The organism is Streptomyces sp. NPDC104367 (assembly GCF_055583825.1).
In genome coordinates, this window is the sequence record NZ_JBVJND010000003.1 from 166,370 (window position 1) to 189,225 (window position 22,856).

At 74.6% G+C, this 22,856-nt stretch carries 21 protein-coding genes; 6 read left to right on the forward strand and 15 right to left on the reverse strand.

Annotated elements, in window-relative coordinates; translation table 11 throughout:
* Positions 1-100 precede the first annotated feature (100 nt).
* From ACZ619_RS06325 to ACZ619_RS06340, 4 genes are all read right to left on the reverse strand, one after another.
* A complete protein-coding gene (locus ACZ619_RS06325; protein ID WP_469594836.1) occupies positions 101-763 on the reverse strand; it encodes a hypothetical protein in 663 nt (220 codons plus the stop codon).
* A 56-nt stretch (positions 764-819) separates the two neighbouring features.
* Positions 820-1,665 (reverse strand): class II fructose-bisphosphate aldolase, encoded by an 846-nt coding sequence (locus tag ACZ619_RS06330; RefSeq protein WP_469594838.1) that lies wholly within the window; start codon positions 1,663-1,665, stop codon positions 820-822.
* Positions 1,666-1,685: 20 nt separating this feature from the next.
* Positions 1,686-2,576 (reverse strand): SIS domain-containing protein, encoded by an 891-nt coding sequence (locus ACZ619_RS06335; protein WP_469594840.1) that lies wholly within the window; start codon positions 2,574-2,576, stop codon positions 1,686-1,688.
* A 123-nt stretch (positions 2,577-2,699) separates the two neighbouring features.
* Positions 2,700-3,926 (reverse strand): Gfo/Idh/MocA family protein, encoded by a 1,227-nt coding sequence (locus ACZ619_RS06340; protein ID WP_469594842.1) that lies wholly within the window; start codon positions 3,924-3,926, stop codon positions 2,700-2,702.
* 357 nt (positions 3,927-4,283) lie between these two features.
* On the opposite strand from ACZ619_RS06340, the gene ACZ619_RS06345 reads away from it, so the two are divergent.
* From ACZ619_RS06345 to melA, 5 genes are all read left to right on the forward strand, one after another.
* A complete protein-coding gene (locus ACZ619_RS06345; RefSeq protein ID WP_469595268.1) occupies positions 4,284-5,630 on the forward strand; it encodes an extracellular solute-binding protein in 1,347 nt (448 codons plus the stop codon).
* Between the two features lie 12 nt (positions 5,631-5,642).
* A complete protein-coding gene (locus ACZ619_RS06350; protein WP_469594844.1) occupies positions 5,643-6,581 on the forward strand; it encodes a carbohydrate ABC transporter permease in 939 nt (312 codons plus the stop codon).
* Positions 6,578-7,468 carry a carbohydrate ABC transporter permease gene (locus ACZ619_RS06355; protein ID WP_469594846.1) on the forward strand — a complete coding sequence of 297 codons (891 nt, stop codon included), beginning with the start codon at positions 6,578-6,580 and terminating at the stop codon, positions 7,466-7,468. The genes ACZ619_RS06350 and ACZ619_RS06355 overlap by 4 nt, the downstream gene beginning before the upstream one ends.
* A 150-nt stretch (positions 7,469-7,618) precedes the next feature.
* Complete coding sequence (locus tag ACZ619_RS06360; RefSeq protein WP_469594848.1) at positions 7,619-8,626, forward strand: carbohydrate kinase family protein; 1,008 nt, start codon at positions 7,619-7,621, stop codon at positions 8,624-8,626.
* Positions 8,623-9,933, forward strand: coding sequence for an alpha-galactosidase (gene melA / locus ACZ619_RS06365; RefSeq protein WP_469594851.1), 1,311 nt, complete (start codon positions 8,623-8,625; stop codon positions 9,931-9,933). Before ACZ619_RS06360 ends, melA begins: the two co-directional genes overlap by 4 nt.
* A gap of 7 nt (positions 9,934-9,940) precedes the next feature.
* Here melA and ACZ619_RS06370 read toward each other — a convergent pair whose 3' ends face one another.
* The 4 genes from ACZ619_RS06370 to ACZ619_RS06385 are packed head-to-tail and all read right to left on the reverse strand — an operon-like array spanning position 9,941 to position 14,025.
* The gene (locus ACZ619_RS06370) at positions 9,941-10,945 is read right to left on the reverse strand and encodes an ABC transporter substrate-binding protein (protein ID WP_469594854.1); all 1,005 of its coding nucleotides are present in this window, start codon (positions 10,943-10,945) and stop codon (positions 9,941-9,943) included.
* Between the two features lie 16 nt (positions 10,946-10,961).
* Positions 10,962-11,774 carry an ABC transporter ATP-binding protein gene (locus tag ACZ619_RS06375; RefSeq protein WP_469594856.1) on the reverse strand — a complete coding sequence of 271 codons (813 nt, stop codon included), beginning with the start codon at positions 11,772-11,774 and terminating at the stop codon, positions 10,962-10,964.
* On the reverse strand, positions 11,771-13,012 hold the full coding sequence (locus ACZ619_RS06380; RefSeq protein WP_469594859.1) for a FecCD family ABC transporter permease: 1,242 nt from the start codon (positions 13,010-13,012) through the stop codon (positions 11,771-11,773). Before ACZ619_RS06380 ends, ACZ619_RS06375 begins: the two co-directional genes overlap by 4 nt.
* Positions 13,009-14,025: a FecCD family ABC transporter permease gene (locus tag ACZ619_RS06385; RefSeq protein WP_469594862.1), complete on the reverse strand. Its 1,017-nt coding sequence runs from the start codon at positions 14,023-14,025 to the stop codon at positions 13,009-13,011. The genes ACZ619_RS06380 and ACZ619_RS06385 overlap by 4 nt, the downstream gene beginning before the upstream one ends.
* Positions 14,026-14,052: 27 nt before the next feature.
* Between ACZ619_RS06385 and ACZ619_RS06390 the strand changes: the two genes are divergently transcribed.
* A complete protein-coding gene (locus ACZ619_RS06390; RefSeq protein ID WP_469594864.1) occupies positions 14,053-14,871 on the forward strand; it encodes a siderophore-interacting protein in 819 nt (272 codons plus the stop codon).
* Positions 14,872-14,879: 8 nt separating this feature from the next.
* Here ACZ619_RS06390 and ACZ619_RS06395 read toward each other — a convergent pair whose 3' ends face one another.
* The 7 genes from ACZ619_RS06395 to ACZ619_RS06425 all read right to left on the reverse strand — a co-directional run bounded on the left by ACZ619_RS06395 (position 14,880) and on the right by ACZ619_RS06425 (position 22,852).
* Positions 14,880-15,728 (reverse strand): alpha/beta fold hydrolase, encoded by an 849-nt coding sequence (locus ACZ619_RS06395; RefSeq protein ID WP_469594866.1) that lies wholly within the window; start codon positions 15,726-15,728, stop codon positions 14,880-14,882.
* A 125-nt stretch (positions 15,729-15,853) separates the two neighbouring features.
* Positions 15,854-16,417: a GPP34 family phosphoprotein gene (locus tag ACZ619_RS06400; RefSeq protein WP_469594869.1), complete on the reverse strand. Its 564-nt coding sequence runs from the start codon at positions 16,415-16,417 to the stop codon at positions 15,854-15,856.
* Entirely contained in the window at positions 16,414-17,337 is a 924-nt protein-coding gene (locus ACZ619_RS06405) for a histidine kinase dimerization/phosphoacceptor domain-containing protein (protein WP_469594871.1), read from the reverse strand. Before ACZ619_RS06405 ends, ACZ619_RS06400 begins: the two co-directional genes overlap by 4 nt.
* Before the next feature lie 58 nt (positions 17,338-17,395).
* Positions 17,396-18,553, reverse strand: coding sequence for a vWA domain-containing protein (locus tag ACZ619_RS06410; RefSeq protein ID WP_469594873.1), 1,158 nt, complete (start codon positions 18,551-18,553; stop codon positions 17,396-17,398).
* 41 nt (positions 18,554-18,594) lie between these two features.
* A complete protein-coding gene (locus ACZ619_RS06415) occupies positions 18,595-19,842 on the reverse strand; it encodes an AAA family ATPase (protein WP_469594875.1) in 1,248 nt (415 codons plus the stop codon).
* Entirely contained in the window at positions 19,839-21,722 is a 1,884-nt protein-coding gene (locus ACZ619_RS06420; RefSeq protein WP_469594877.1) for an ankyrin repeat domain-containing protein, read from the reverse strand. Before ACZ619_RS06420 ends, ACZ619_RS06415 begins: the two co-directional genes overlap by 4 nt.
* Positions 21,719-22,852 (reverse strand): leucine-rich repeat domain-containing protein, encoded by a 1,134-nt coding sequence (locus tag ACZ619_RS06425; protein WP_469594879.1) that lies wholly within the window; start codon positions 22,850-22,852, stop codon positions 21,719-21,721. Before ACZ619_RS06425 ends, ACZ619_RS06420 begins: the two co-directional genes overlap by 4 nt.
* Positions 22,853-22,856 lie beyond the last annotated feature (4 nt).

The following is a 22,856-nucleotide window of genomic DNA, read 5'->3' on the forward strand; positions in this document are numbered from 1 at the left end:
CCCGGGCCCCGGCCCCGGCTCGGGCCACCCGCCTGGGGCGCGGGCCGGGCGGGGGGGGGGCGCCCCGCGCCCCCCGGGAGGCGGCCGGCCGCGGGACGCCTCACCCGGTCGGCCGCGGGACGCGGAAGGACCGTTCCACCTCGACCGTCGTGGTGACCCGGGTGAGCGCGGGACGGCGCGGTACCGAGCCGAAGCCGAACCGGACGGGAGGCTCGACCGGTGCGAGTCCGCCCAGGTCCTCGCCGTCGAGGTCGCCCGACAGCGCCCGGATCGCGAGCAGATCCCGTGCGCCGTACCACTCCCGGCGGCCGCCGCCCGCGCTGCCGCGGGTCCGTACGCCGGGCAGCAGCAGACGGGCGACCCCGTCGGTGACGGCGGACCAGGCCGGGCGGCGGGCGAGCGGTCCGGGAACGGCCCGCAGCAGGTGGCCGAGGGCGGTGCGCCGGCCGGTGGTGAAGCGCAGCCGGAGCGGTCCCGCGGTGACGGCCCAGGTGCCGGCGACGACGGTGACGTCGACCGGTACGACGCGGACCGTGTCGAAGCCGTAGGTGTCGCCGACGAATTGCGCCGTCGGCCGGGTCGGGGCGAGCAACAGCCGCTCTCCGTCGCTTCGTTCGAGCATCACGTCGCTGAACGGACCGAACGGCGAGCGGGGCCAGTGGCCCAGCACCACGCGGGTGCCGGAGGCCGTGCCGAGGCCCGCGATCCAGCCGTCGAAGCGCAGCCGGGGACGCCGGGCGCCCGGCCGGAAGACCCGCCTCATCCGTCCGCCCTCCGTTCCTGGTGGCCCCCGCCGAGGAATATACGGCGGGCGCCGCGTCAGGACGGCGCGGGCGCGGCGAGCCTCGTGAGGCAGTCCGCGATCGCGTCGGTCATGGCGCTCCGGGCGGGCGTCAGATAGCGGCGCGGATCGACCAGTTCCGGTGCGTCGTCCAGGGTCCGGCGGACCGCCCGGGTGAAGGCCACGTTGAGCAGCGTACCGATGTTGATCTTCGTCATGCCGTGGGCGACCGCGGACCTCAGCGCCTCGTGCGGCACCCCGGAGGAGCCGTGCAGGACGAGCGGTACGGGCACCTCGTCCCGCAGCCGGGAGATCAGGCCGAGGTCGAGCGCGGCGGTGCGGGTGACCATGGCGTGGCTGCTGCCCACGGCGACGGCGAGGGCGTCGACGCCGGTCTCGGCCACGAACCGGGCGGCGTCCCCGGGGTCGGTGCGCACACCGGGCAGGTGTGCCGAGCCCTTGCCGCCGATCTCGCCCAGTTCGGCCTCGATGAACAGGCCGTGGTCGTGGGCCCAGCGGGCGGCGGCCCGGGTCGCGGCGATGTTCTCCTCGTCGGGCAGCCGGGACGCGTCGTACATGACCGAACTGGCACCGCACTCGGCGGTGCGGTGCAGGAGCGCGTCGTCCTCGACGTGGTCCAGGTGCACCGCGAGCCTGGCCCCGCTGCCCCTGGCCGTCGCGGTCGCCGCGGCCGCGAGCGGCATGACGTCACCGCCGTGGTGGCGGACGGCGTTGTGGCTGATCTGCACGATCGCCGGGCGGCCGGTGCGCTGCGCGGCGTCGGCGACGGCCCGTACGTGTTCCAGGGTGATGACGTTGAAGGCGGCTATCCCGGAGCCCGAGGCGTGGGCTTCGGCGATCAGGTCCGCGCTGCGGCAGAGCATGACGTCCTCTCGGTGTGCGGTCAGGAGGCGGGCCGGTCGAGGATCACGGAGCGGCTCAGGGCCCGCGGCCGGTCGGGGTCGAGCCCCTTGCGTACGGCGGTGGCCTCGGCGAGCCGCTGTACGCGCACCAGGTCGGCCTGCGGGTCCTCGGGGTGGTCCACGAAGTGCGCGCCGGTGGCGGCGACATCGGGCCGCAGACCGTCCTCGTCGGGGCCGAAGTGCCACACCAGGCGGCCGGGCGCGGCGATGGCGATCGGGCCGTGCCGGTATTCGAGGGACGGGTAGGACTCCGTCCAGCTCTGGGTGGCCTCACGCATCTTCAGGGAGGCCTCGCGGGCGATGCCGTGGGCCCAGCCGCGGCCGAGGAAGGTGATCTGGTCGGCGGTGAGCCACTCCTCGGGCAGCGGCTCGTCGAGTGCCGTGCGCGCGGCCTGCGCGAGCGGCTCGACCGGCTCTCCCAGACCGGCGCGCAGGGCGGTGAGCGCGGTGGTCGCGAACACCGTCTGCACGACGGACCTCTCGTCCGCGAAGGACAGGTCGAGGACGTCCTCGGCGGCGTCGACGATCGGGGTGGTGGTGTCGGCGGTCAGCGCGACGGCGGGGAAGCGGCCGCGCCTGCGCTCCAGGAGTTCCAGGAGTTCGGTGGTGGTGCCGGAGCGGGAGATCGCCACCAGCCGGTCGTAGGTACGCCCGTGGGGGAACTCGGAGGCCGCGAAGTGGTCCGTCTCGCCCAGGCCGCGCCGTTCGCGCAGCGCGGCGTACGCCTCGGCCATGAACCAGGAGGTGCCGCAGCCGACGACGGCGACCCGCTCGCCCGGCCGGGGCAGCAGGCCGGACGACTCGGCGGCCACGGTCGCGGCCTTGAGCCAGGTCTGGGGCTGGCGGGCGATCTCCTCGCCTGTGAACGACATGTAGGTGCTCCTCGGGTGCGGGACGGCGCGCCTGGGCGGCCTGGTGGCTGAATCGGGAGAAGTGGGCTGGAAGGGTGGGGGAACAGGAAGGCCGCAACAGGTGGGCCGGACAGGGCGGTCGGTTCAGGGGGTGCGGGGGGCCGGGCCGCGTGAACCGGGCTGGTGGCGTGAGAAGTAGTCGGCGAGGTCCGGGGCGAGGGCGGGCACCTGGACGGGTGTGCCGCCCGCGCGCAGCGAGGTGGTGGCCGCGATGCCGGTGGCGACCGCCTCGCGGGCGGCGACGGGCGAGGTGTCGGTGGCACCGCCGTGCGCGACGAAGCGCAGGAACTCCTCGACGAGTGCCTGGTCCGCGCCGCCGTGCGGGCGGCCGGCCGCCTCGGCGGGGCCGAGGGTCCGGTCGGCCTCGGGACGGTAGCCGGACCGGCGCCGGTTCCAGACCTTGATCTCGGGTGGGTCGCCCTGGATGCCGTCCCCGAGGTTCTCGATGCGGCCCTCGTCGCCGATGACGGTGTAGTTGCGCCAGTAGTCGGGGGTGAAGTGGCACTGCTGGTAGCTGGTGAGCACCCCGTTGTCGAGGCGGGTCAGCACCATGCTGATGTCCTCGACGTCGACGACGGGGTTGAGGTCGCGCAGCGCGGACGGCGGCCAGACCCCTTCGTCGTACCAGTCCTGTACGCGTTCGGGGCCCTGCGGCCGGGTGCGGCGGTGCGGGTTGGCTCCGTGGACGGCGAGGTCGCCGAGGGCGGTCACCGTGCGGGCGCTGCCGCCTGCCAGCCAGTGGATCGCGTCCAGGTCGTGCGCGCCCTTCTGGAGCAACAGGCCGGTGGTCCAGGCGCGTTCGGCGTGCCAGTCCTTGAAGTAGTAGTCGCCGCCGTGGCCGACGAAGTGCCGGCACCACACGGCCCGCACCGTTCCGATCGCGCCCTCGTCGACGAGCCGGCGCATGGTGCGCAGGACCGGCAGGTGACGGAGGTTGTGCCCGACGTAGAGCCGGGTGCCGGTGCGGGCCGCGGCGGCGAGCACGCGGTCGCAGTCGTCGAGGTCGACGGCGAGCGGCTTCTCGACGAAGACGGCGACGCCCGCTTCGAGGAAGAACAGGGCGGGGGCGGTGTGGACGTCGTCGGGGGTCAGGACGAAGACGGCGTCCAGCCGGTCGCCGAGCATGTCCTCGTGGCGCTCGTGGACCCGGACGCCGACGCCGAACAGCCCGCGGGCGTCGGCGCGACCGCGTTCGGCGGGATCGGCGCAGGAGACCACGCGGGCCACGCCGGGCCGGTCGGCCAGGGCGGCGCGCTGGCCGACACCGACGACGCCGACGCGCAGTTCCGGCGCGGCCGACTGGTTGGTCATGGAGCACCTCTCCGTCGCGGCAGGGGGGACACCCATGAACAGTAGATGCTCGAAAACGCTCTATCAATGCCTACTTCAAGCATCTTCGAGCATTCTTGCCGCATGACGCTTCCCGGAAGCGGGTGCGTGATGATGCAGGTTTCGCAGGTGTTTCGCGCAGATCCAAACAGTCCGATGTCTTGACACCGGCCCGGCGACGTCGTTTAACTCCTGGCCAACGCCGTAGTCGAAGCACACGGCGGCAGAGGTACGCCCAGCCGGTAGCTGACCACGCGCCAGGAGTCCGGCCCGAGTCGCCAGGACCGCGTCGTCGGTGTCCGAGGCGGGGACGTGCCCACCATGTTCTGGAGCACGGACATGATCCGTATCCGCGCGACTCCCCGTGGCACCCGCCGTCCGCGGCCCGCGCGCCGTGACGTGCTGCGGACCGGCGCGGCTCTGGCGGCCACGGCCGCCGCGGGCCTGCCGGCCGCCGGCTGTGCGGCGGACGCCGGTGACGGTGTCGGCGCCGACGGCACCGTCACGATCGAGATGTGGCACGGTCAGACCGACACCGGCAAGAAGGCCCTGGAATCCCTGACCGCCGCGTTCATGCGCGAACACCCCCGGATCCGGGTCGAGCTGGGCGGCGGGGTGCTCGCCGACGCGATGCTCCAGAAGGTGACGGCCGCCCTCGCCGCCGGCTCCTACCCCGACATCGCCTACATCTTCGGCTCCGACCTGGCGAGCATCGCCCGCAGCCCGCAGGTCGTCGACCTCACCGACACGGTCGGCGGCTCCGCCACCCCCTGGCGGAGCTACTGGGCGCCGGTGCGCGAGGCCGTGACCGTCAACGGACAGGTGCGCGCCACGCCCGCGGTGGTGGACTCGCTCGCGGTGGTCTGCAACAGGAAGCTGTTCCGGCGGGCGGGCCTGGCGCTGCCCGAGGCGGGCTGGCGGTGGGACGACTTCGTCGCCACCGCCAAGGCGCTCACCGACTCGGGCGCGGGCCGCTTCGGCACCGGCTGGCCGGGAGTCGGCGACGAGGACACCGTCTGGCGCATGTGGCCCATGATCTGGGATCTCGGCGGGGAGGTGGTCGCCGACGACGGCAAGCACATCGGCTTCGGCGACACCGGGACCCGCGCCCTGGAGGTGGTCGCCGCCCTGGCCCGCGACAAGAGCGTCTACGTCGACACCAAGCCGGGCAGCGAGCAGATGTACCAGGTCTTCCTCTCCGGCCACATGGGCATGGCCGTCACCGGTCCCTGGGAACTGCCCGACATCCGGCAGGCGAAGGTCGACTACCACGTCGTACCCCTGCCGAGCTTCTCCGGCCGGCCGATGACCATCAGCGGACCCGACACCTGGACGGTCTTCGACAACGGCGCCGCCCGCAGACGGGCCGCCAGGACCTTCGTGAGCTGGCTCATGCAGCCCGCCCAGGACGTGCGCTGGGACATCGACGCGGGCAGTCTGCCGCTCAGCCGCCGCACCCGCGAACTGCCCGCCTGGCAGCGCCAGGAGAGCACCACCGACGGACTCGACGTGTTCACCAAGGCCCTGGACTCCGCCCGGGTACGGCCCGTCCACGCCGCCTATCCGCAGATCTCGCAGGCCCTCGGACAGGCCGTCGTCGCCGTGCTGCTGGGGCGCAGCAGCCCCGCCCAGGCGCTGCGCACCTGCGCCGCCGACGCCAACGCCGCACTGCTCATACCGCGTTGAGGAGCATCCGTCATGTCGCGACTGCCCACCCCGATCACCGTGTCCGGGCCACCGGACAACCGGCGCGCCCTGCGCCGCAGACGAGCCGGTGAGGCCGCCGCGGCCTGGACGTTCGTCTCCCCCGCCGTCCTGATCATCATCGGGCTGAGCGTGGTGCCGATCGTCTGGTCGCTGCTGCTGTCCTTCCAGGCCGACGACCTGGTCACCCCGAGCCGCTGGGTGGGCCTGGACAACTACCGCGCCCTCGCCCAGGACCCGCACTTCAGCCAGGCCCTGCGCAACACCGTCCTCTACACCGCGCTGTACGTGCCCGCGAGCATGGCGGTGGGGCTGTTCCTCGCGCTGGCCCTGAACCGGCGCATCCGCTTCGTCGGGCTCTACCGCACCCTGTACTTCGTGCCGTTCGTGGTCTCCGCGACCGCGCAGGGCGTGCTGTTCTCGTTCATCCTGGACCCGCAGTTCGGCGCGGCCAACGCCGTGCTGCACCACCTCGGCATCCCGTCCCAGGGCTTCCTCGACGACCCGTCCCAGGCGTTGCCCGTGCTCGTCGCGATCAGCCTGTGGAGCGGTACGGGCTTCTGTCTGGTGATCTACCTCGCGGCGCTCCAGGACGTGCCCGCCTCGCTCACCGAGGCGGCCCGGCTGGACGGCGCCGGCCGTCTCCAGCTGCTGCGCCACGTCACGCTGCCCGTGCTCAGGCCGGTCACGGTCTTCCTGGTGCTCTGGCAGACCATCCAGTCCCTCCAGGCGTTCGACCTCGTGTACGTCACCACCAAGGGCGGCCCGCTCGGCTCCACCACGGTGATCGTCTACTTCATCTGGGAACAGGCCTTCAAGAACGCCACCGCCGGGTACGGCGCCGCCTCGGCGTACGTGCTGGCCGTGGCCCTGGGCCTGATCGGCCTGGTCTTCCAGGTCGCCCGCCGCCGCAGCCGGGAGGCCGCCGTATGACCGCCGTGTCCGCCCCGCCCGAGGCCGCCCAGGCGGCGCCCTCCGTCCGGTCCGGTGTGCCGCGCCGGCGCGGGCGGCTGCCGTTCAGCCCCTGGCACCTGGTGCTCGCGCCGAGCGCCCTGCTCTTCGCGGTGCCGCTGATCTGGCTGGCGGTCAGCTCGGTGATGAGCAACGCCGAGATCAACCGCTTCCCGCCCGCGCTGTTCCCCTCCCACCTGGACCTCGGCGGCTACCGCTATGTGCTGGGCAACGCGATGTTCCCGCGCTGGTTCGCCAACTCCTTCCTGGTCAGCCTGGTCACGGTCACCGCGAACCTGGTCCTCGGCACGCTCGGCGGATACGCCTTCGCCCGGATGCGGTTCGCCGGCTCCCGGCTGCTGCTGGGCCTGATGCTGGCCACGATGGCGATCCCGTTCCAGCTCACGATGATCCCCACGTTCCTGGTGATGAAGCAGCTCGGCCTCATCGACACCCTGGGCGCGCTGATCGTGCCGTCGCTGGTGACGCCCTTCTCCGTGTTCCTGCTGCGGCAGTTCTTCCTCTCGCTCCCCCGCGAGCTGGAGGAGGCCGCCTGGATCGACGGCTGCTCACGGCTGCGCGTGCTGTGGCGGATCGTGCTGCCGCTGTCCCGGCCGGCCCTCAGCACCGTCGCCGTCCTGACGTTCCTGAGCACGTGGAACGACCTGACCTGGCCGCTGATCGCCATCAACCACGACACGCAGTACACGCTCCAGCTGGGCCTGACGACCTTCCAGGGACAGCACCACACCCAGTGGGCGGCCGTGATGGCCGGGAACGTCATCACCGTGCTGCCGGTCCTGCTCGCCTTCCTCGGCGCGCAGAAGGCGTTCATCCAGTCCGTCACCAGCTCCGGCCTCAAGGGCTGACCCCGGCCGCCGCTCCCCTCTTCCCCTCTTCCCCTTTGCCCCTCTGCCCCTCTGCCCCTCTGCCCCTCTGCCCCTCTGCCCCTCTGCCCCTCTGCCTCTCTGCCCCTCTGCCCCTCTCCCCCGATTCACCACCCAGTCAGGAACACCCGCATGCCACACGCCTTCGACCTGCTCGTCATCGGCGACGCCAACCCCGACGTCGTCGTCGGCCCGCTCGACGGCCCGCTCGAGTTCGGCCAGCGCGAACAACTGGTTCCCGCCGGCACCCTGACCGTCGGCGGATCCGGCGCGATCGTCGCCTGCGGGGCCGCCCGCCTCGGCCTGCGGGTCGCCTTCGCCGGGCGGGTGGGCGACGACGACGCCGGCCGCTACATGCGGGACCGGCTCGGCGCCCACGGGGTCGACACCGAGGCGCTGCGCACCGACCCCGCGCACCCGACGCCGGTCACGGTCGCGCTCACCCGCGGGGACGACCGCGCCATCCTCACCGCCCCCGGCACCCTCGCCGCCACCACCGCCGAGGACGTGCCCGCGGCGCTGCTCGGCGCGGCCCGCCACGTCCACTCCGCCTCCTACTTCCTGATGCCCCGGCTCGCGGCCGGCCTGCCGGAACTCCTGCGCACGGCACGCCGGCACGGCGCCACCACCTCCCTGGACACCAACGACGACCCGGCCGGGCGCTGGGAGGCAACCGGTCTGAACGCCGTCCTGGCCCACACCGACTACCTCCTGCCGAACGCCGCCGAGGCCCGGCGCCTGGCCCGCCTCGACACGGACGGTGACGCGGCAGGCATCCTCCCGGCCGACGGTGTCTTGGCCGCCGCCCCGGACCCCGCGGCGGCGGCCGAACGGCTGGCGCGCCGGGGCCCGGTCACCGCGGTCAAGAACGGCGCCGGGGGCGCGCTGTGCCACGACGGCGAACGCCTCTTCACCACCCGGGGCATCCGGGTCCGCGCGGTCGACGCGGTCGGCGCCGGGGACAGCTTCGACGCCGGGTTCATCGCCGCCCTGCTCGACGGGACGCCCCTGCCGGACGCGCTCCGCTTCGCCGCGGTCTGCGGCGCCCTGTCCACCCGGGCCCCCGGCGGCACCACCGCACAGCCCACGCGGGACGAAGCACTCGCCCGCCTTCCCGAGACCGAGGAATCCCCGGTATGACCACCCCCAAGATCGTCTTCATCGGCGCCGGCAGCGTCGTCTTCACCCAGGGACTGCTCGCGGACCTGCTCGCGTTCCCCGAACTCGGCTCCGCGCGGGTCGCGTTGCACGACATCGACACCGAACGGCTGGCCACCGCGTACGGCGCCGCCGTCCGGATCGCGGAGGCCCTCGGCGCCCGTCCCGCCATCACCGCGCACGCCGACCGCCGCGAGGCCCTGGCGGACGCCGACTTCGTCATCAACATCGTGCAGATCGGCATGGGCGAGGCCACCCGCACCGACTTCGAGGTACCCGCGCGCTACGGCGTACGGCAGACCATCGGCGACACCCTCGGGATCGGCGGCATCTTCCGGGCCCTGCGCACCTTCCCGTTCCTCAGGGAACTGGGCCGGGACATCGCCGAACTCTGCCCGCAGGCCTGGCTGCTGAACTACACCAACCCCATGGCCATGAACGTCCAGTACCTGACGCAGGCGACCGGCCTGACCCGGGTGGTGGGCCTGTGCCACTCGGTGTACTGGACGATGCGCGACCTCGCGGACCTGGTCAAGGTCCCCTACGACGAGATCAGTTACCTCGCGGCCGGCGTCAACCACCAGGCGTGGGTACTGCGTTTCGAGCACCAGGGGCGCAGCCTCTATCCGAGGCTGGACGAACTGATCTCCTCCGACGAGCAGTTGCGGCGCCGGGTCCGCGTCGACATGTACCGCAGGCTGGGCCACTACCCGACCGAGACCAGCGAGCACTCCTCCGAGTACGTGCCCTGGTACCTGCACCACGACAGCGAGGTCGAGCGGCTGCGGCTGCCGATCGGCGCGTACCTCGGGATCGTCGACGAGAACGTGGCCGAGTACGAGAAGACCCGCGACGCGCTGACCGCCGGGGCGCCGATCACGGTCGAGGGGACGATGGAGTACGCGCCCCAGATCATCCACAGCATGGTCACCGGCACCCCGCGCACGGTCTACGGCAACGTCCCCAACCGGGGCCTGATCGACAACCTCCCGGCGCACGGTGTCGTCGAAGTGCCGTGCCTGGTGGACACGCTGGGCGTCCAGCCCACCCGGGTGGGCTCGCTGCCGCCCCAGCTGGCCGCGCTCAACCGCACCTACCTGAGCGCCAACGACCTGGTGGTGCGGGCGGCGGTCGAGGACGAGCCGCGGCACATCAGGCACGCGGCGATGACCGACCCGGCCACCGCCGCGGCCCTGCCCGTCGAGGACATCTGGCGCCTGTGCGACGACATGGTCACCGCCCACGGCGACCTGCTCCAGCCGGCGTTGCGCGTCCGGCTGGGGTACTGACCTCAGGTCACTTCGTGACCGGCTCGGCGGCCTTGATCCAGCCGGCGAGCCGGGTCATGTAGCCGGCCTGGGAGACGTAGTCCATCCCGGACGACTCGTAGGTGTGTATCTGGCCGGCCTCGAGCGCGGGGGTGTCGGCGAAGGTGGGCTGCTTCCTGAGCTCCGCGACCGTGTAGCCGGACTGCTGGAGGAGGAGCAGGTCGCCGCCGACCTTGCCCGCGTTCTCCCAGCTGTAGACGCCCCAGTAGTAGCCCTTCGGGGTGGGCACGGTCAGCGGTACGCCGAGGTCCCGGTACATGCGCAGCGCCGGGTCGTCGGCGGGCTTGGCGACGTAGACGCCGTCCGCGTCGGCGTACATGACCGTGACGGTGATGTCGGTGTCCTCGCCGACCTCGGCGAGCGCCTGCCGCGCGGTGTCGAACTTCTTCCTCGCGGCGTTCACGACCGACGCCTTCGCGCCCAGCGAGGTGGCGAGGTCGGTGGTCCGTTCGACGACGTCGGCGCCGTCGCCGCCCATGTACAGCGTGACGACCGGGGCGATCTGCTCGGCCTGCTTCTGCTGGGCGAGGTTCTTGAAGCCGTACGCGGGCTGCGTCTTGTCGACGGTGCCCTTGCTGTCCGTCGGGTAGACGTCGGTGACGATGACGTCGGGCTTGGCCTCGGCGAGCTTCTCCAGGTCGATCTCGCCGTAGGAGGTGCCCACCTGGGTGATCCCCTCGGTGTCCAGGCCGTCGAAGCGGTGGTCGTCGCCGAGGGAGGAGTAGCCGAAGGAGGCGACCGGCTTCAGACCGTAGTTCATGAGGGACGCGAGGACGTCGTTGAGGCCGGCCACCCTGGTCGGGGTGCGGTCGAGCTTCACGGTCCTGCCGAGGTCGTCCTTGAACGTCCAGGAACTCGCGGCGGCCGTGCCGGAGGATCCGGTGTCCGAGGAGCATCCGGTCAGCAGGAGCGCGGTCGCGGCGACGAAGGCCACCGCGGCGGCGCGCGGGGCGCCTAGGCGAAGGGATCTCATAGAAGGTTAGGCTAACCTAACTTCCCGTGAGCGTGCGGGTCAGGTCGTCCGCCTCCGGCACGACGAGCGGAGTGCCGGTCACCGGGTCAGGTACGACCCTGGCCCGCAGGGCGAACGCGGTCCGCAGCAGCTCGGGGGTGAGCACCTGGGCGGGGGGTCCGTCCGCGACGATCCCGCCCCGGTGCAGGACCACGAGCCGGTCCGAGTAGCGGGCGGCGAGCGAGAGGTCGTGCAGGACCATCACCACGGTGGCGCCGCGTTCGCGGTTGATCCGGCGCACCAGCCGCAGCACCTCCAACTGGTGTGTGAGGTCGAGGAACGTGGTCGGCTCGTCGAGCAGCAGCGTTCCGGCCTCCTGCGCGACCACCAGGGCGATCCAGGCGCGCTGGCGCTGCCCGCCGGAGAGCGAGGCGACGTCGCGCCGGGCCACGTCGGCGAGTCCGGTGGCCTCGATGGCGCGTTCGGCGATCCCGGCGTCCTCGGGCGTCCAGGGGCGGGCCCAGCTCTGGTGCGGGTTGCGGCCCCGCATCACCAGGTCGAGGACGCTGGTGCCGGCGGGGGCCACCGGGCTCTGCGGCAGGATCGCCAGCCGCCGGGCGACCTCGCGGCCCGGGATGCGGCGGATCGGCACGCCGTCCAGCAGGACCTCCCCCGCGGCCGGGCGCAGGATGCGGCCGAAGGCCTTCAACAGGGTCGACTTGCCGCAGCCGTTGGCGCCGAGGAACGTGGTGACGCTGCCGGGCGCCACGGACAGGTCGATGCCGTCGATCACGGTCTGCCGGTCGTAGGCGAGGCGCAGACCGCGCGCCTCCAGGACGGGGACGGTCATGCGGAGGTCATCTCCCTGCGGTGACGGACGAGGAGCCAGATGAGGTAGGGGGCGCCGACGGCGGTGGTGAGGATGCCGACGGGCACCTCCCACGGGAAGAGGGTGCGGCCGGCCAGGTCGGCGGTGAGGACCAGGCAGCTCCCGAGCAGCCCGGACAGGGCGAGCGGCGGGCGGGCGGTGCCGCAGAGCCGCACCGCGATCTGCGGCACGACGAACGCGACGAATCCGACCGGTCCCGCCGCGGCGACCGCGCCCGCGGTCAGCACCACCGCCAGGGCGATGACCAGCAGCCGGTGCCGCTGCACCGCGAGCCCGACGCCGGTCGCGACGTCGTCGCCGAGCTGGCCGAGGGTCAGGGCGGCGGAGCAGGCGAGCGCGAGGGGTACGGCTGCCGCCGTGGTGGCCAGCAGCGGCCACAGGCTCGTCCATGAGGTGCCGGACAGGCTGCCGACGAGCCACTGCGAGGCCGCCGTCGCCTGCGTGATCTGGGCGCGGACCAGCAGATAGCTCGTCAGCGCGTCGAGGGTGGCGCCGACTCCGATGCCGATGAGGACGAGCCGGAAGCTCTGCACCCCGCCCCGCAGTCCTAGCCCGTAGACGAGGGCCGAGGCCGCAAGGGCGCCGGCCGTCGCGGCGGCGGGGACGGTCCCGCCGAGGACGGAGGCGCCGACCGAGTAACCGCCGCCGCCCAGCACGATGGCGGCCACCGCGCCGGCGGACGCGCCGGAGGTGACGCCGAGGATGTCCGGCGTCGCCAGGGGGTTGCGGGTGAAGGTCTGGGTGAGGGCGCCGGCCACACCGAGGGCGAGGCCGGCCAGTGCGCCGGTCAGGGCGCGGGGCAGACGCAGCGTCACCACCACGAAGCGGTCCGCCCCGTCACCGCCGCCGGCCAGCGCCCGCACCACGGTGAGCGGCGCCAGGTCCGTCGACCCCAGGGCGACCGCGGCCACCAGGAGGACGAGAGCGGCGACGAGGGCCACGACGGTGACGGTCAGCACCCGCGGCCGCCAGGCCAGCCCGACCGGCCCGATCCGCACCCCCCGACTGCGCGTCCGCACCCCCGCACCGTCCGGCTTCGCGGAGCCGGAGCCGGAGCCGCGCCCGTCGAGAGCTCCGGCGGGGTCGCTCGCGCGGTCGCCGCGGTCGTCGCGGTCGTCCGGAGCATCGGCGGTGGCGGCGGTGTCGTTGTCGGTGTCGGTGGCGTCGGGCCACGCGTCCGCGCGTCCGGGGCCGTTCACAGGGTCACCAGCGACCTGCGGCGGGCGACCGCGACGAAGACCGGGCCGCCGAGCACCGCGAGGACGATGCCCACCTCGACCTCGGCGCTGCCGGCGACGAGCCGGCCCACGACGTCGGCGGCCAGGACGACGACCGCGCCCGCCAGCCCGGCCGCGGGCAGCGCCCAGCGGTGTCCGGTGCCGACCAGCGCCCGCGCCACGTGCGGCACGGTGAGACCGACGAAGCCGACCGGACCGGCGACCGCGGTGGCCCCCGCGGTGAGCAGGGTGATGGCCAGGAGCCCGACGACCCGGGCCCGCAGCACGTCCTCGCCGAGGCCCCGGGCGACCTCGGTGCCGAGCGAGAGGTTGTCCAGGGCGCGGGAGTTGGCGACGGCCAGCACCAGCCCGGCGACGATGAACGGCCAGGCGGGCTCCAGCACGTCCAGGCGCCGCCCGGCGAGCGATCCGACGATCCAGAGCCGGTAGGCGTCCAGCGTGTCGCGGTCGGTCAGCACGACGAACGAGGTGAACGCGCCGAGGAGCGCGGAGACGGCCGACCCGGCGAGCGCGAGCGGGACGGGACCGGCGGCGGCGCTGCCCGCGGCGGTGATCCCGAAGACCGCCACGCTCGCGACGAGCGCGCCGGCCAGCGCGAACCACACGGTCGCGCCGGTGTCCCGCACGTGCAGCACGTACGCGCCGAGGACCACCGCGAGGCCCGCGCCCGCCGACACCCCGAACAGGCCGGGATCGGCCAGAGGGTTGCGGGTGTGCCCCTGCATCACGGTGCCCGCGACGCCCAGGCAGACGCCCACCACGGCACCGAGCACGGTGCGCGGCACACGCGAGCCCCAGACGACGGCCTGGTCGGCGGCCGGTCCGGAACCCGTCAGGCCGTGCAGGACGGCGGAGAACGGAAGGCGGTTGCTGCCGAACAGGATGCCGGCCGACGCGGCGGCCAGCAGCAGGAGGACGAGGAGCGCCAGGGTCCCGCCTCGGCGGAGGGTGAGGGCGCGATGCAGATCAGGCACCGGGTTAGCTTAGGCTAACCTTCCCTCATGTCGAAGACTCCCCGGCTGATGCCGACCCGACCCACCCTTTTCCGCGGCGAAGTCGTCAGGAGCGTGCGCTACTCGCCGTCGATGCAGCGCGTCACGGTGACCGGTGACTCGCTCGCCGACTTCCCGTGGCAGGGCTACGACCACTGGTTCCGGCTGTTCCTGCGACTGCCGCACCAGGACGGCTTCGAGCTTCCGGAGCTGGCCGGCTCGAAGTGGTGGGAGCCGTACCTGGCCCTTCCCGACGAGGTCCGGCCGCACTGCGCCAACTACACGGTCGCCGACCACCGGCCCGAGGACGCGGAGCTGGACATCGACTTCGTCGTGCACTGCGGTCCGACGGGCGAGCCCGAGGGCGCCGCGGCGATCTGGGCGTGCGCCGCGCGCCCCGGTGACCCCATGGCCCTGCTCGACCAGGGGCTCCTCTTCGACCGTCCCGGCGACGCCACCGAGGTCCTGGTGGTCGCGGAGGAGAGCGGGCTGCCGGCGACCGCGGGCATCCTGCGCTCGCTGCCGCGCGACACCGTCGGGCACGTCATCCAGGAGGTGCCGCTGGCGGGCGACCGGCGCGACCTCGACGCGCCCGAGGGCGTCCGCGTGGACTGGGTGGTCCGCGACGACACCGGCGCGGTGCCGGGCGCCGCCGCGCTGGCCGAACTCCGCCGCCGCGAGCGGGTGGACGCCTCGGGCTACGCCTTCGTCGTGGGCGAGTCGACGCTCGCCACGGAGGGCCGCCGCCATCTGCACCGGGCGGGCCTGCCGAAGGACCGCATCACCTTCTCCGGCTTCTGGAAGCACGGCCGAGCGAAGTCGGCCTGACGACGCCTCTAGAGCCCCTGCTCGTCCAGGAAGGCGCGCAGGAGGCCGTCGTAGGTGGCCGGGTCCTCCAGGAACGCGGCGTGGCGTCGGCCTTCGAGGACCGTCGGCGCGCCGCGCCAGAGCGCCGCGTAGGGCAGGGACGCCACGTAGTCGTGGTTGACGAAGGGATCGTCGCGGCCGTCGATGATCGCGAGCGGGACCGTCGAGGTCGCGACGAGTTCCTTCTGGTCGGAGTCCCGGCCGGCCACGAAGGACTCGAACATGACGCGCCGGGCCCGGCCGTCGGTGCGCAGGACGTCCTCCAGCACCCCCTCGGGCGCCGGCGGGACGGTGATCTGCACCGCGAACTCCGCCGCCTGCTCGGCCGTGATGGACTCGACGCCGGCGTAGCCGAGGGTCGGCAGGAAGCCGTCCGCCAGGGTGTCCTTGCTGACCGGCGGCGTGCCCGTCAGCACGAGCCCCGCGAGCCCCGGGAACCGCGGGACGAGTTCCAGGCCGATGTGGCCGCCGAGCGACCAGCCCACGACCACGGCCCGGTCGATGCCCAGCGCGCCGAGGAACTCGACGAGCGTGGCCGCGTGACCGCGCTGCGTGTAGGCGAGTTCGGGGTCCCGGGCGTCGTCGGACTCGCCGTGGCCCAGCAGGTCCGGGGCGAGCAGTCGGCGCGGCCCGAAGTCGTCCGCGAGCTGCGCGCGAAAGACCTTCCGGGAGGACGAGTTCCCGTGCACGAACACCAACGGCGTTGCGGAGAGGGAGCCTTGCGGATCGGTGTCCGTGTAGGCGACCCGGCCGTGACGGGTGTCGACGTGGCGGGTGGCCCCGGGCTCGGACGCGTTGGATTCAAGATCTCTTCCCATGCCGGAATGCTACCTATGGCGGATCGGCGCCGACTGTGCCGGTCCGTGCCGCCGTCGTCCCCCCACCGTCCGTCCCCTCACCGTCCGTCCCGTCGCCGTCCGTCCCGGTTCGTCTCCCGGTCCGGTCAGCTGCCGCCCATGCCGCCCTGGGCGGCGACCATGGTCACCGGCAGCGCGCGTACGGCCGTCTCCAGGCCGGGCGCGAGGGTGGCCAGGCGCCGCGTGCACTCCTCGACACGGGCCCGGAAGGCCTTTTGGTCCGCCCGGGACACCACCGCGCGGACGCGTCCCGCCGCGGCCAGCGCCAGCAGCGCGGCGTCGGCGACCGGAACCTCCCGCACGGGCCCGTTCCCGTGCAGGACCGCGGTCACCCGGGCGCGCGGGGCGGCGGCGACGGCCGGGTCGGTGAGGTGCAGCCGCCGGCCGCCGGACCGGGTGAGGATCCCCGCCGCGGTGAGCCGGTCCTCCACCTGTGTCAGGGTGCGCCTCCGGTGGCGGCGTACGAGCCGCTTCCAGCCGTACCCGGCGGCCGCGTCGCGCAGCACCCCGTCCAGGACGGGGTCACCGGTCGGTTCCGTGCCGGAGACGGCGACCCTGCCGTCGTCCTCCACCAGCCGGCCGCGCGAGGCGAGGTCGGCCAGGGCGGCGGCACGGACCAGCAGCCCCTCCCGGTGGACGTGCACGGTCATCCCGGTCGCGCGCACCCGGTCGGCCAGCTCGTCCAGCCGTCCGAGCGTCGGCCCCGGCCCACGGCCCAGCGCCCCGTCCCGGTCCCTCCGCAGGGCCCGGCCGCTCCCCAGGGTCCCGCCTCTCCCCCGGTTCCGTCCTCTCCCCGGGCTCCGTCCTCTCCCCCGGGTCCCTCCGCTTCCTCCTCCTCGGGCCGGAACGCGCGCAGCAGCAGGCGCAGTTCGCCCAGGGCCGACCGGGCTCCCGTCTCGATGGCGCGCAGCGCCTGGCGGGCCTGTTCGGGCCGTTCGGCGAACACGTCGTCGGCGGCGCCCGCCTGGACGACCATGACGGCCAGGGTGTGGGCCACGACGTCATGGACCTCGCGTGCGATCCGGGCCCGCTCCTCCACCACGGCCCGGCGGGTCTCGGCCCGCCGCCGCGCCTGCTGCGCCCCGCGCCACTGGCCGGCGGTCCACGCCAGGAGCACCGTCAGGAGGTAGACCGCGAGCCCCGCGGGACCGCCCGCCGCCTGCGCCACCGGCGCCGGCAGGCACATCGACGCGAGCGCCGCCACCGAGACGCGCCGCGGGCAGACGGCGGCCAGCACGCAGAGCGTGACCTGCGCCGCGAGCAGCGCCCCGGTCAGACTCACGGCGGGCAGCAACGCCCACACGGCGAGCCCGGTCACGGCGTTGACGGCGAGGACGGCGACCGGGGCGCGGGTCTGCCACCTCAGGGCGCAGACCTGCGCCAGGACCAGGGCGACGGCCACGGGCAGCCGGCGGGGTTGCTCCGTGCCGGCGACGAGCACCGAGGTGCCGAGGACGGCGAGCACCAGGCCGGCCGACCCCCACCACAGCGCCCGCGCCGTCCGGGCCGGCGGCCCGCTCACCGCTTCCGGGCCGCGCGCGCCGTCGGCCTGTCTGCTCCAGCGGTCCACCCCGCGACCCTGCCCAGCGGCACCCGCCGTACGGCTCGGCGCACCGCCCTCGCGCGTGTCAGCCGGGGACGCGGACCGTCTCCACCCAGCCCGGCGGCTCCGGCGCGTCGGCGCCGATCAGGGCCGCGACGACACGGCAGGGCGGGGTCCGGTCGGGCCAGGGGGTGTAGCCGTCGGTGAGGACGACCACGATGCTCGGGCGGTCCGGCGTCGCCAGGGCGGCCTCGATCCCGACCCGCATGTCGGTGCCGCCACCGCCGGCCAGGGTGATCTGTTCGGCCGCCGTCACCCGGGACACGGCGTGCACGTCGGCGTCGCACGCGAGCACGCTCACGCGGTTGCCCCGGATGCCGACCTCGCGCAGCACACCCGTCACCTCCGCGAGCGCGGCGCCCAGTTCGTCGTCCCCCATCGAGCCGGAGGTGTCGATGACGACGGCCACCCGGGGCAGCGGGCGGCGCAGGCTCGGCAGGACCACGCCGCGCAGCGCCGGGGTGCGGCGCGAGGGGCGGCGGTAGGTGTAGTCGACGGCTCCGGCGGCCCAGGCGGCGGCTTCCCGGACCGCTCCGGTCAGTGCCCGCCGCCAGTCCACGGTGGGTTCCAGGATCTCCTCGGCCCAGCGCTGCCAGCCCGCGGGCAGGGTGCCGCGGCTGCGCCGGTGGGCGCGCATCGCCTCGGCGGTCTGCCGGCGCAGCGCCTGCGCCTCGACGTCGCCGAGCCGTGCCGGACCGCCGGGGTCGGACAGCTCCCAGGGCGCGGGCCGACCGTGGGCGCCCGAGCCGCAGTCCGGTGTGCGCACGCGCGCGGGCAGCGCGTCGACGTAGGCCTCGAACAACTGGCCCTCGGGGAGGCCGAAGAGACGGGGTTCCATCCGTCCCTCGGGCAGCCGCAGGCCGTCGCCGAGCAGGTCGTCGTTGATCTCGCAGTCCTGGGCCACGTTGACGCGGTGCCGGTCGCCCTGGACGGCGGCGGGGAGCCGGTCGGCCCGGCCGTGGTGGTCGCGCAGCAGGTGGGCCGCCTCGTGCACCCACACGCCCGCGAGTTCGGGCACCGGGGTGGCGTCGACGAAGGCGGGCGACACGTAGCAGCGCCAGTGGCGGTCGACGCCCATCGTCGGCACGTCGCCGCTCGGGACGACGGTCAGGGCGTACAGCGCGGAGGCGAGGTAGGGCCGGTCGCTGGCCGCCCGGTAGCGGGCGGCCAGCAGTTTGGTCATGTCGAGGGCGGCACGGGCGTCCTGCGGCCTCCCCGCGCGGCTCACCGGCCGGCGCCGGGCAGCGCTCCGGACATCTGGAGCAGGTCCAGGAACGCGTCGATGCCGGACGGCACGGGCCAGTCGAGGTGGCGCATCGTCGCGAGGTCGGTGGCGGCGCGGGCGGCCACGTCCGGCACCCCGGCGTCCACGGCCTTCGCCAGTACGGCCCAGCCCGCCTCCCAGCGGGGCCGGGTGAGGTCGCCCTGGACGGCGGCGACCACCGCGATGAGGAAAGCCAGTTGGCGGTCGCCGCGGTCGGGGAGGGCGAAGGCGTCCGGGTCGGCGAGGACCCGGTCCGGGTCGGGCAGGTCGAGGTGTTCGAGATAGGACAGCAGCTCGATGCCGGCGCCGTCCCCGACGGCTCCGGTGAGCGCGGCGGCCAGGGCCTCCCGGCCGACGCCCGCCGCGTACCCCGCGGCGAGCAGCCTCAGTGCCATCTCCCAGGTCCGGGGCGACGGCCACGACCGGCCGCGGTTCTCGGCGTCGCCGGGGATGTGGTGGACCAGTCCGGGCCGGGCGGTGAGGAAGCCGGAGATCGCGCCCCGCGCCCGTGCCACCGCACCGGGCACCCGGCCCGCCTCGACGACGGGCACGGCCGCCTCCGGCCAGGTGCCGGCCATGCCGCGGGCGACCGTCCGGGGGTCGTGGGTCCATTCGAGGTGGACGAACCGGTTGGCGAGCGGCGGGCTGAGGTGCCAGCCGTCGGCCGCGCTGGAGGGCGGGTTGGCGGCGGCGACGATGCGTACCGCGTCCGGCAGTACCAGGCTGCCGACGCGGCGTTCGAGGACCACGCGCAGCAGGGCCGCCTGCACGGCCGGCGGCGCGGAGGACAGTTCGTCGAAGAAGAGCAGGCCCTGTCCGGCGCGGGCGAGGCGGACGGCCCAGTCCGGGGGTGCCATGGGCACGCCGGTGACGGCCGGGTCGTCACCGACGACGGGCAGTCCGGCGAAGTCGGAGGGCTCGTGGACGCTGGCGATGACGGTCTCCAGCGCCAGGCCCAGTCCGGCGGCGAGCTGTTCCAGGGCGGCCGACTTGCCGATGCCCGGTTCGCCCCAGAGCAGGACGGGCTGATTGGCCGTCACGGCCAGGGCGAGCGCCTCCAGCTGCGGGTTCGCGGCGGGTTCGGTACGGCGGGTACGGAGCCTGCGGTTGAGCTCGTCCGCGGCCGCGAGCGGGCCGGCGGACGCGGCGGGGGCGGCCGGGGCGGTGCGGTCGGCGCGCTCGGTGCGCTCACTGCGGTCGGCGCTCAAGAGACCGGGTCTTCCTCGTCGTCGGGGTCGTCGGAGTCGTCCGCTTCGTCGGCGCCATCATCGGAGTCGCCGTCGCCGTCGTCATCGCCGTCGCCGTCGCCGTCGTCATCGGAGTCGTCGTCGGCGTAGTACTGCTCCTGCTCGTCCATCCACTCGTCCCACCAGTCGGCGCCGACGTCCGGGTGCTCCGTCTGCACGCGCTCCCGGAGGAAGGCGAGGTCGGGGCGCTTGTAGCGGCGGACGAGCTGGGCGAGGGAGAGTTCGGACTCGTCGCTGACGTCGATCCGGGCCCCGGCGGCGAGCAGCGCCTCCACCAGTGCCTTCGAACCGAGGTCGTTGACCGCGGTGTACAGCGGGGTGCGGCCGCGCCGGTCGCGGGCCTCCAGGTCGGCTCCCGCGGCCAGCAGCCGGGGCAGGAGCGGCTCGTGGTCCAGGAGGTTCAGCACGTGCAGCAGGGAGCGCCCGCCGGCGTCCCGTACCCGGGGGTCGACACCGGCGTCCAGGAGTTCCAGCACGCCGGGGGTGTCTCCGTGCTGGGCGCGCAGGAACAGTTCCGCGCGCTGCGCCCGCAGCGCCTTGGGCAGGCGGCCCTTGCCGGACGTCCAGGTCTGTTCCACGGCGAAGCATCCGGCGACGGCGCCGCCGAAGGCGCGCAGGGCGCGTTCGCGCTGCTGTTCGTCGTCGCTGTGCGGCATGCGCAGCAGGCCGCCGGGCCGGAAGCCGACCTCGTGCCAGGTGCCGCGGCACCTGACCCGCACGGGTGCGGGGGCGGTCGGCGCGGGCGGGCCGCCCCGGTCCCGCGGGACCCGGAGGGCGGGGAAGAGCGCCTCGCGGACGAGCGGGTGGAGCCGGTCCGCGGTGAGGTCCCCGTCCCGCAGGAGATCGAGGTCGGGGAGCCTGCGCCAGAGGGCCTCGGCGAGGAACGGCAGGCCCTCGGCGTCCTCCCGGTCGACGGCGCGGACCAGCAGCCCGCCGCCGTCGGCGGTCTCCAGCTGGATGTACGTCCGCCAGTGCGCGGCGACGAGGAACCGGCTGCCGGCGCCCGCGGCCCGCTGGCGCCTGATCTCCGGTTCCAGACGGGTGTGGTTGAGCGCGATCGCGCCCAGCAGCCGCTCCGGGTCCGCCTGGTACCAGCCCGACTTCCGCGGAGCCGTCAGGTCCAGTTCGATGCCGGCCGCGGCGAAGGCGGCCGGGGAGCCGCCTTCGCGGCGGGTCAGCTCGGTCCATTCGGTGCGCGCCGCCGGGTCGTCGGCGCCGGGTTCTGCCGTCGGCAGGCCGTCGGGGCCGAGCACGGTGCCGTCGGCCCGGAAGAACGGCGACCGGTCCGGGCCGCCGCCGCACCGCTCCCGCAGTTCCGCGGTGTGCCGGGCGTCCCAGAGGTGGCGGGCGAGGCGCCAGTCGTCGGTCTCGGACCCGAAGACGCCCGCGGCCCGTTCGTCGTCGACCGTCCGGAACCGCAGCGCGATCCGCTGCGGTCCGTCGACCATGGGCGGGGTGGTGAGGTGCAGGTAGGGCGTGGTCCCGGAGCCCTCGCCGGTCGTCACCGGCCGGTAGCGGGCGAGAACGACGGTGCGGTCCGTGGCGAGCGTGGTCCGCCCGCCGAGGGTGCGCGGCAGGTGCCAGCGCAGCAGGTCGGGGGCGAGGTGGCCGAGGTCGTCCGCGAGGGCCTCGGCGATGTCGGCGCCGCACTCCTCGGCGACCTCGGCCAGGTCGAAACCGATGTCCACGTTGGCCGCCGCGCAGGCGCCGCGCCAGTCGCCGGCCAGCCGGCGTTCGGTGGCGCGCTCGATCATCCAGCGGGGCACCGCGTACCGGCGCACCCGGCGTCTGCCGGACGCCTCGTCCGGCGGGAGGCAGCGCAGTTCGCCCGGGGAGCTCACCGGTAGACACTTCCTATCGCGTGCAGGTCCGGATGGGCCGTGCCGTGCGGCCGCAGCCGCCGGGTGAAGGAGCGCTTCACCTTGCGGGGCAGGCCGGGGCCGAGGCCGACGTACTCCAGGGGCGAGCCGTCGGCCACCGCGGCCAGCAGGGTCTTGGCGCCCCGGCCGGTCAGGCCGGTGTGGCACAGCTCCAGCCGGCGCAGCGGGCTGCCCGGCAGGGCGGCGGCCAGCGCGTGGGCGCCTTCGTCGCCGGTGGTGTTGGCGGGGGCGCCGAGGCTGCGTTCGGACAGGGGGCGGCCCAGGTCGAGGACCTCGATGCCGGCCAGGGAACCGGCGAGGGCCCGGGCGCCGGCGGGGCCGATGCCGTTGCCGCCGAGGCCGAGGCGGACCGGCCGGCCGGGGTCGGCCGCGGCGGCGAGGATCGCGGCGCCCTCGTCGCCGAGGTGGTTGGCGGGGAGGTACAGCTCGCGCACGCCCGCGTCGCGGATCAGTGCCGCCAGCAGCGGGGCGGCCTCGGCGGTCAGGCCGTTGCCGCCGAGGAAGAGCCGTTCCACCGGGGCGGGCCGCCCGGTGAGGGCGTCGAGCAGGGCGCGCAGACCGTCGGTGGTCAGGCCGGTGTTGACCAGGTCGAGGGTGCGCAGCGCGGTGTTGCGGCGGAGCGTCGCGGCGAGCGCGCGGGCGCCCTCGTCGCCGACCGGGTTGCGCTTGAGCCACAGCGCCCGGACGGTGTCGTCGGTGGTGAGGGCGTCGGCGAGCGCGGCGACGCCCGCGGGGCCGATGCGGTTGCAGCCGAGGTAGAGCGTGCGCAGGCCGTGGCCGTCGGTGAGTGCGTCGGCGACGGTGCGGGCGCCCTCGTCGCCGATGGCGTTGGTGCCGAGCAGGACGTGCGCGGCGTGCGGGGAGGCAGCGGCGGCCGGCATCAGCCGGGCGGCGCCGGCCGCTCCCAGGCCCTGCTTGCACAGGTCGACCCGGCCGTCCGCGCGGACGGTGCCGAGCGGGAAGGTCTCGTCGCCCGCCGGCGGCCGCGCTGACCGCAGCCGGATCAGCAGCGGTTCCAGCGCGGCGGGGTCGCTGATCGGGATGTCCGGATGCTCGATCGCGGGGCAGCGTACGGGTGTCGGCTGCGTCATCACC